Here is a 7,221-nt window from a genome sequence, read left to right on the forward strand (position 1 = left end):
AGGAAGGCGGCATTTCCGAAATTGATGAAGATACCATTGCCTACCATTTCCATGAACCGCTTGGTGTAGTCGGACAAATCATTCCCTGGAATTTCCCGATTCTGATGGCCGCCTGGAAACTCGCGCCTGCCCTGGCTGCAGGCAATTGTATTGTGCTGAAACCTGCAGAACAGACCCCGGTCAGTATTCTGGTTCTGGCTGAACTGATTCAGGATATTTTACCACCGGGCGTATTGAATATCGTCAATGGCTATGGGGTCGAAGTCGGCCGTCCACTGGCGACCAATCCACGCATTGCCAAGATTGCCTTTACCGGTTCAACCGCCGTGGGTCAGATGATCATGCAATATGCGACTGAAAATATTATTCCGGTGACTCTGGAACTTGGCGGTAAATCACCAAACTTGTTCTTTGCCGACATTATGGATCAGGAAGACGATTATCTGGACAAAGCTCTGGAAGGCTTTGCCATGTTTGCCCTGAACCAGGGTGAAATCTGTACCTGCCCTTCCCGGGCCTTGGTACAGGAAAGTATTGCCGATGAGTTTTTAGCGCGTGCAGTAGAACGGGTACAACGCATTAAAACCGGTCATCCACTGGATACTGATACTATGATTGGCGCGCAAGCTTCTCAGGAACAGCAGGACAAGATTCTGGGCTGTATTGCCACTGGCCGTGAAGAAGGTGCACAGATCCTGACTGGCGGTGAAGCACGTCAGGAAGTCGGTCAAGGTTTCTATATTGAACCGACCATCTTTAAAGGCACCAATGACATGAAGACCTTTCAGGATGAAATCTTCGGACCTGTACTGGCTGTGACCACCTTTAAAGACTTCGACGATGCGATCAAGATCGCCAACGATACGATTTACGGACTCGGTGCCGGTGTCTGGTCACGTTCGGCACATACCACCTACCGCGCTGGTCGTGCTATTCAGGCGGGTCGGGTGTGGACCAACTGTTATCACATCTATCCTGCGCATGCGGCTTTCGGTGGTTATAAAAAATCAGGCATTGGACGTGAGAATCACAGAATGATGCTGGATCATTATCAACAGACCAAAAACCTGCTGGTGAGTTATTCAACCAAACCAGCCGGGTTCTTTTAAAAAGTGAAATACATTCAAAGCGAACTTCGGTTCGCTTTGAATGTATGGTAGCTAACTTTCACAAAATATCAGCAACATCTTCAAGCTGCGGCCAATTCAAATAAAGTTTTTAGTCTATAAACACTTTTTTTAAAGGAAAGAGCCTCACCTCAAATTTCTATTTGCAATAGTGTCATTTCAAGATAATTTCACTCTATAAAGATTTCGCCACATTCTCCAGCCATTCAGTGCAAGAAGAATAAAGAGAAAATAGAGTACGGCTGTTAAATACAATGATTTATGGGTGTACATACCGACATAAATCACATCTAACACACACCATAATCCCCAGCTTTCAATATATTTTTTTGCCGCCCAATAACTTGCCACCAAGCTAAAAGAGGCCAACATGGAATCCAACCAAGGGAGTGATGCTGTGGTGAAATGAGCAAATAAGGCGCCAATCACCAGACCGGCGACAATACCCACAATCAGGCTATATACCCAGATTTTTTTATTCAAATAGCCAATCTGCACGGTGATAGCCTGGTCATGATTTTTCTTCGACCAGCTATACCAGCCATACAGTTGCATCAAGATAAATACGGCTTGTAATGCTGCGTCTGCAAATAAATTGACACGATAAAAAATAATGATATACAGAAATACAGCGACAATATTCACCAACCAGCAGGCTTTATATTGTTTAGACGTCAACCAGACACCTAAAACGTTTAAAATAAACGCTGCAATTTCTATATTTTCCATAGCAATATAACCTGATTAAGCAGCCAATTTAGAAGTTCAGATTGAATGACAAGGTTGCTGTACGCGGCGAACCCAAGAATAAATAATCGTCACCCAAAAATTCACCTGCATCACGCCAGTATTTCTTGTTGAACAGATTATTAATATTCAAGCGTAGCAATGCATCGGTCGTATTTAGTTTAAATTGATAAGCAGCGCCTAAATCAACCACACTATAACCTGCAACTTTCGCAGCACCCTCTTTGTTGGCATATTTGCTGGAACTGTATTGACCACCTGCCAGAACAGTGAAACCTGCAATGCTCGGTACGTTATAGCGAAGATGTGTTGCGAAACGAGCTTTTGGCACGTTTTGCGCCTGATGATTACCATATTCAACCGCTTCCACATTTTCTAAACGGGCTTTGGTCAAGGCTAAAGATGAAGTTAAGGCCAGATGGTCGGTTAATGCACCATTCAGTCCTAATTCCAGGCCCTGACTATGCTGTTCGCCTTCCGCAATAAAATAGCGAAGTCCTGAAATCGGCTTGCTATATTGATTGTCCTGACGTAAATCAAAAACGGCTGCAGTCAACAGGAAATCATGGATCTGTTGTTTGAAACCAATTTCATATTGCTCTGAATAGATCGGTGCTAGAGTTTCAGCCGCATTCTCTGCAAACCAAGGCGCTGTTTTTCCACCTGACAGGCCTTTAGCATACGAGGCATAGACGGTAGTCGATTCCAAGGGGCTATAGCTGATCGCAAATTGCGGTAAAAATTTGCCTAAATCAGTATCGCGGACTTTTACCCGATCTGCATCATATGCTTGTTCATCCAGCTCGATCCATTTTCCGCCAATCAAAGTGGTCCAATGTTCATTCCATTCAATACGATCAAGAAACGTCAATGCAGTTTGTTTACTGTCTAAAGCTTTAAAATAAGGACCTAGATTTCCTTCTTCTGGGATCCTGTCGTAGGTATCTTGGTAAATATTACCAACATAGTCTTCTGAATTTATGTACTGGTTTATACCGTTGTAACGATTTCTAGATTTATCGGTGTAAGTCAAATCAAAGTTAAGGTGATGTTGTACCCAATTGGTATCAATCACCCCATCCAATTTGACTTTAAATTGGTTGGTTTTAAAGGTGTCATCCGGATTACGAAAATCATAAATATCATACTCGCCAGCTTTACCAAACGTGTTACAGGAATACTCTTCCAGACAGCCTTCCCGATAATAACCATAAGCAAAGCTTGAATAGTCATCAACTCTGGATTTACTGTGTGCTGCAACGAGTCCCAGGTTCCAGTCACTATTCAAAGCATAGCTATATTTTAAACTGCTATTCAGACTATCGATCTTGACCGGTTTACCCCAAGTCTGATAACCCAGCAATCGATCCCATTTCACATTTTCTGGGACTTTGCCATCGAGTAATTGATAACCTGGCACTGATTTTTGTTCGGAACGCTGTGCTTCAAGATCAAATTCCAATTTAGATTGCTCAGATGTTTTCCAATCTAAGGCCAATGCCGCTAAATAGCGTTCACCCTCCACATGATCGACATAAGACTCCATCTGTTCATTCACCAGATTGATGCGATATCCGAATTGTTGCTCATCACCCAAAAAACCACCGAGATCAGTTGCCACTGAAAACTGGCCGTGTTGATCGGCCGAGAATGTCAGTGCCTGAATATCTTTCGGTCGCTTGGTGACATAATTCACAACCCCACCCGGGGTCGACATCCCACTTTGAATCGCGGACATGCCTTTTAAAATTTCCACACGTTCTTTGTTTTCAAGTGCGACGTTTTGTTCACCACGAATCACATTGCCATTAATGAGGTAGCTAGATGCCAAATCGAGTGCAAAGCCACGCGAGACAAAGTTTGGATAATAGCCAATTGCAGCATAGCCATCACCGATCGCCGCATCATTTTTTACAACATCGGTCAGCACACGCGCGTGTTGTTCAGCAATGAGATCAGCAGTCAAAATAGAGACCGATGCAGGTATTTTTTGCAGACTGTCCGTAGCAAATCCCTCAACATTCACTTTAGCACTCGAGTAAGGAATGCTTTGATCGGCTGTGATAACAATCGTGTCAAGCTGTCGAACATCGTCTTCAGCATAAGTCAGCGGGGCTAAACACAGCTGCGACAGAATGATCATATTTAAAGATCGGATTAATACATTCTGTTTGAGTTGACGAGTGTTCATACGAAACCTTATGTCTGTGAAGTGGGTGATGATGCTGGGTTTAGAGAGAGCATTGAGAAGATTGCAATTCATCTTGAATGAGCCGGGTTAAGGTCTGGGTAAATTGTTGACCTTGTTCGCCAAAGAACCAGTCCACATGACCGATAATCCAGTCGTAATAAGCAGCATCTGCATGTTGCTGGTTTTGAGTAATCCCAATAAAATACTCAAGCTCTGAAAAAGCGAAATCCAAATGCACGATTTTCAGTAGTTCTGGCAAAATACTAAAATCTTCTTGTGGATGTACTTCAGAAAAATAAGCATGTAGAAAGGTGGTTAAACCAGCTTCATCAATCTGAATATGTGGGCTCTGCTCTAATTCCAACCAATCAATGAAATTACGTTCAATCGTCACAGCCAGATCATAAAGTGCAGAGTTTCGGTCAGATAAACCAAAATCAATTACGGCAGTAATTTCAGCTTTGGCATCCGGCGCTGACCAAAACAGATTAGAAGCGTGTAAATCGTTATGGGTCCAAATTTTGCTTGCCTGTTGCAATACAGGCTGAATACGCTGGTGAACCTGTAAGATTCGATCTAAAAAGTAAGGATCTAAATTTTTATCGGCAAAATAACGGCTTAATTCTGAACTGTTTGCAATGCGCTGTTGAATGGCTGTAATGATATTTTCACTGTCTAAAAGCTGCTGATTGGAAACCAAATAAGATGCTGATCTGCCCTGCTGTTCGGGAAAATCCTGCATCGCCAGATGTAGTCTGGCCAGTAAAGCCCCTGCCTTGGCGGCATGTTCAGCATAGAAAAAAGGTTTCCAGGATTGCTGATCTGCATACAGATCTAAACCGGCTGCTTTTGCATAAACTTCATAGGTCCAGTCACCCAGCTCTAAAGCAGTCAGATCTTGATTTGACCTAATCAATGCTGCAACAGGAATTTCTTTGCTGGCTAAATGCTGAAGAACGGCATGCTCCTGTAAAATATCGTGGGCACGACGAAATGAACAATGACTGCGCTTGATCAAATACTGATGCGCGACTGCTTCATCCCTGCTCACAAAATCCTGCTCCACCTTGACCAGCGCCGCAGATGAAAATGGCCGGGGACTACACCACAAAATCTGAATATGACCTTGTAAACAGGAATAATGCTGCTGCAGGCTTTGTAATTCTGGATCAGAAATATGTGCCCAGTCTTTATGTTCCCAGGCATTGCCCATACCATGACCTAAATCATTGGTAATTATGGTCATCATCACTATTCCTGAGCTAGATCATTATCTAATAATGGAAAATCATTGTTTAGGCGAACATGCAAACAGTATTTTTAAATACATTTAATATTGAAGACACGCCCTAAAATTAAGTGGTACATACCAGTATTGAATTGGAGGCAAGTTTAGCCTTATAAATATAAAAATAAAATAGATCTCTCGCATAAATCAAAAAATGATCTTCTTTTTGGTTAATATTCGAACTCCAGATTTCTTAGCATTCGCGCATAATCTGCGGATGAAATATATCGATTCAAACAAGCTTTCTGATCCTCAGTTCAAGCGATAACATAGTTTTGAAATGCACCGTAATTCATTTTCATGACTTCACTAAGTAGCTCTTTAAATCCATGTTCCTCAGCAGCAAATTCTACCAGTGATTCATTGTTCAGATCAGTAACACATGCCATGGTCGAATGACCTGTACACTATGAGCTTTGAATTCGCCCAGGTATATTTTGTTGAATTACGTTTTTTTTATTAAGATATTTAAGGGAAAATTCTCACGAAAAAAATGTTTTTTATCACTGAACCATATACAAGTAGCTAAATTATCCTGCAATTTTTCAACCATCATTGGATGACTACCGTAAACTAGGTAAACAATATCACCAATATAGATATTATTCATCTTTAGTCAGCCAAGTATAAGATCAAAATTCTGAAACTTCTGATAAATAAATTAATGCCATCAATTGAGGACTTTTTTTAAACTGAGAAAGCGTTTATAAAGTCCAATTAAGTCCTTGTCCCATTTCATAAATAATGAGTATTAATGCAATTACCATTAGTAAAATCACAATGGCTTCGACCTTAGTGAGCATCTTAAATTCTCCACCTTTCATCTTTTATATAATAAACAAAGTGAACAATAAGTAACAATAAGGTTACAAAAAAATTACTAGATGTTACAAAAACAGGGCTGGTAAAGAAAAATCTCTCAGAGGAGGTGCTAATTCTTTTCAAACTTAACCTTATGTACTGGGCGATATCCTGTATAAGACTCATGACATACCGCGATTAATCAACACCACCTTCTTCTTCTAAACTTAATAAGAAAGTATGGACACCCTGCATGTCATTTAACTCAATATTATTGCCGATCCATTTCATCGTAGTTGGTTCCATATTGTTTATGTCTTCTTGGATTTTATTGTAGGGGGGATTACCGCAGTTGACCATTGCCATGCTCTTTTTATAATTTGCCATTAAATTATCTTCGCTACAAAAGATTTTTAAGAAAATCGGTCTGTATTTGGCCAATTAACGCTACAAAAAAACTCATCCGATAAGTATTCTTACCTAAACCCAAGGTTCTATAACTTGGATCCTGAATATCTTACATACGCAGACATAGCTCATACATCGGAATTTAAACTTAGCCTCTACACTGAAATTAAGTTTTAGAAACATAGAGGAAATTCAGATGGAAAAGTATTCAAAGATTCTAATCCTGAGCTTATTTGGATTTACTGGAACAGTAGCTATTGCAGATGAATCCATTCCAATAGAAGCAACTGCCGCCGCCGAAGCGCAACAGGTTGCTTTAGATTATGGAAATGAGAAAGACAAAAAATCTGAATCATCTGAAAGCCCTTAATTAAAGGAATGCCGGTCAGTTAAGAAATTGACTGGCATTTTTTTGGGTATTTCTGTGGTGTCCCTTTCACAACTCGTGGGCAACTCCTCACTCCCCTCTCAGGCAAAACATATCTCTTAGATTTTTCCAGTAAACTTTCTAAATGTTTAGGTAAATTACCTGCGGAGTCTAAAGAGTCGAATCTTAATATATTCAGAAGGCTTTGTTGCACAAAGATTTGAAATGCAAAGCGCCCCTAATTGAGCCAAATTTAAGGCGTAACTTGGGTAAGTGGTCGACCTAATTCCGT

7 protein-coding genes and 1 pseudogene are annotated in these 7,221 nt (G+C 40.9%); 2 read left to right on the forward strand and 6 right to left on the reverse strand.

Annotation, left to right across the window (positions count from 1 at the left end):
* The coding region (locus NI465_RS16110; RefSeq protein ID WP_253145966.1) for an aldehyde dehydrogenase family protein at positions 1-1,109 on the forward strand (1,109 nt) is incomplete at its 5' end.
* Positions 1,110-1,286: 177 nt separating this feature from the next.
* On the opposite strand, the gene pnuC is transcribed toward NI465_RS16110, so the two are convergent.
* From pnuC to NI465_RS16130, 5 genes are all read right to left on the reverse strand, one after another.
* A complete protein-coding gene (pnuC, locus tag NI465_RS16115; RefSeq protein WP_253145967.1) occupies positions 1,287-1,856 on the reverse strand; it encodes a nicotinamide riboside transporter PnuC in 570 nt (189 codons plus the stop codon).
* A gap of 28 nt (positions 1,857-1,884) precedes the next feature.
* Positions 1,885-4,065: a TonB-dependent siderophore receptor gene (locus NI465_RS16120; RefSeq protein WP_253145968.1), complete on the reverse strand. Its 2,181-nt coding sequence runs from the start codon at positions 4,063-4,065 to the stop codon at positions 1,885-1,887.
* A gap of 40 nt (positions 4,066-4,105) precedes the next feature.
* Positions 4,106-5,311, reverse strand: coding sequence for a phosphotransferase enzyme family protein (locus NI465_RS16125; RefSeq protein ID WP_253145970.1), 1,206 nt, complete (start codon positions 5,309-5,311; stop codon positions 4,106-4,108).
* Positions 5,312-5,610: 299 nt separating this feature from the next.
* On the reverse strand, positions 5,611-5,742 hold the full coding sequence (locus tag NI465_RS16735; RefSeq protein ID WP_005100775.1) for a hypothetical protein: 132 nt from the start codon (positions 5,740-5,742) through the stop codon (positions 5,611-5,613).
* Positions 5,743-6,352: 610 nt separating this feature from the next.
* Positions 6,353-6,541: a hypothetical protein gene (locus NI465_RS16130; protein ID WP_253145969.1), complete on the reverse strand. Its 189-nt coding sequence runs from the start codon at positions 6,539-6,541 to the stop codon at positions 6,353-6,355.
* 217 nt (positions 6,542-6,758) lie between these two features.
* On the opposite strand from NI465_RS16130, the gene NI465_RS16135 reads away from it, so the two are divergent.
* The gene (locus NI465_RS16135) at positions 6,759-6,932 is read left to right on the forward strand and encodes a hypothetical protein (RefSeq protein WP_004281965.1); all 174 of its coding nucleotides are present in this window, start codon (positions 6,759-6,761) and stop codon (positions 6,930-6,932) included.
* A 19-nt stretch (positions 6,933-6,951) separates the two neighbouring features.
* Here NI465_RS16135 and NI465_RS16780 read toward each other — a convergent pair.
* Positions 6,952-7,131 (reverse strand): annotated as a pseudogene (locus NI465_RS16780) (IS4 family transposase); the annotation flags it as partial.
* Positions 7,132-7,221 lie beyond the last annotated feature (90 nt).

The sequence above is a fragment of the Acinetobacter lwoffii genome (assembly GCF_024129855.1).
Taxonomy (GTDB): Bacteria; Pseudomonadota; Gammaproteobacteria; order Pseudomonadales; family Moraxellaceae; genus Acinetobacter; species Acinetobacter lwoffii_L.

Excerpts from the sequence above, each read along its gene's own strand:
- pnuC (WP_253145967.1), bottom strand. The coding sequence starts at position 1,856 with ATGGAAAATATAGAAATTGCAGCGTTTATTTTAAACGTTTTAGGTGTC.
- NI465_RS16120 (WP_253145968.1), bottom strand. The coding sequence starts at position 4,065 with ATGAACACTCGTCAACTCAAACAGAATGTATTAATCCGATCTTTAAAT.
- NI465_RS16125 (WP_253145970.1), bottom strand. The coding sequence starts at position 5,311 with ATGACCATAATTACCAATGATTTAGGTCATGGTATGGGCAATGCCTGG.
- NI465_RS16735 (WP_005100775.1), bottom strand. The coding sequence starts at position 5,742 with ATGGCATGTGTTACTGATCTGAACAATGAATCACTGGTAGAATTTGCT.
- NI465_RS16130 (WP_253145969.1), bottom strand. The coding sequence starts at position 6,541 with ATGGCAAATTATAAAAAGAGCATGGCAATGGTCAACTGCGGTAATCCC.
- NI465_RS16135 (WP_004281965.1), top strand. The coding sequence starts at position 6,759 with ATGGAAAAGTATTCAAAGATTCTAATCCTGAGCTTATTTGGATTTACT.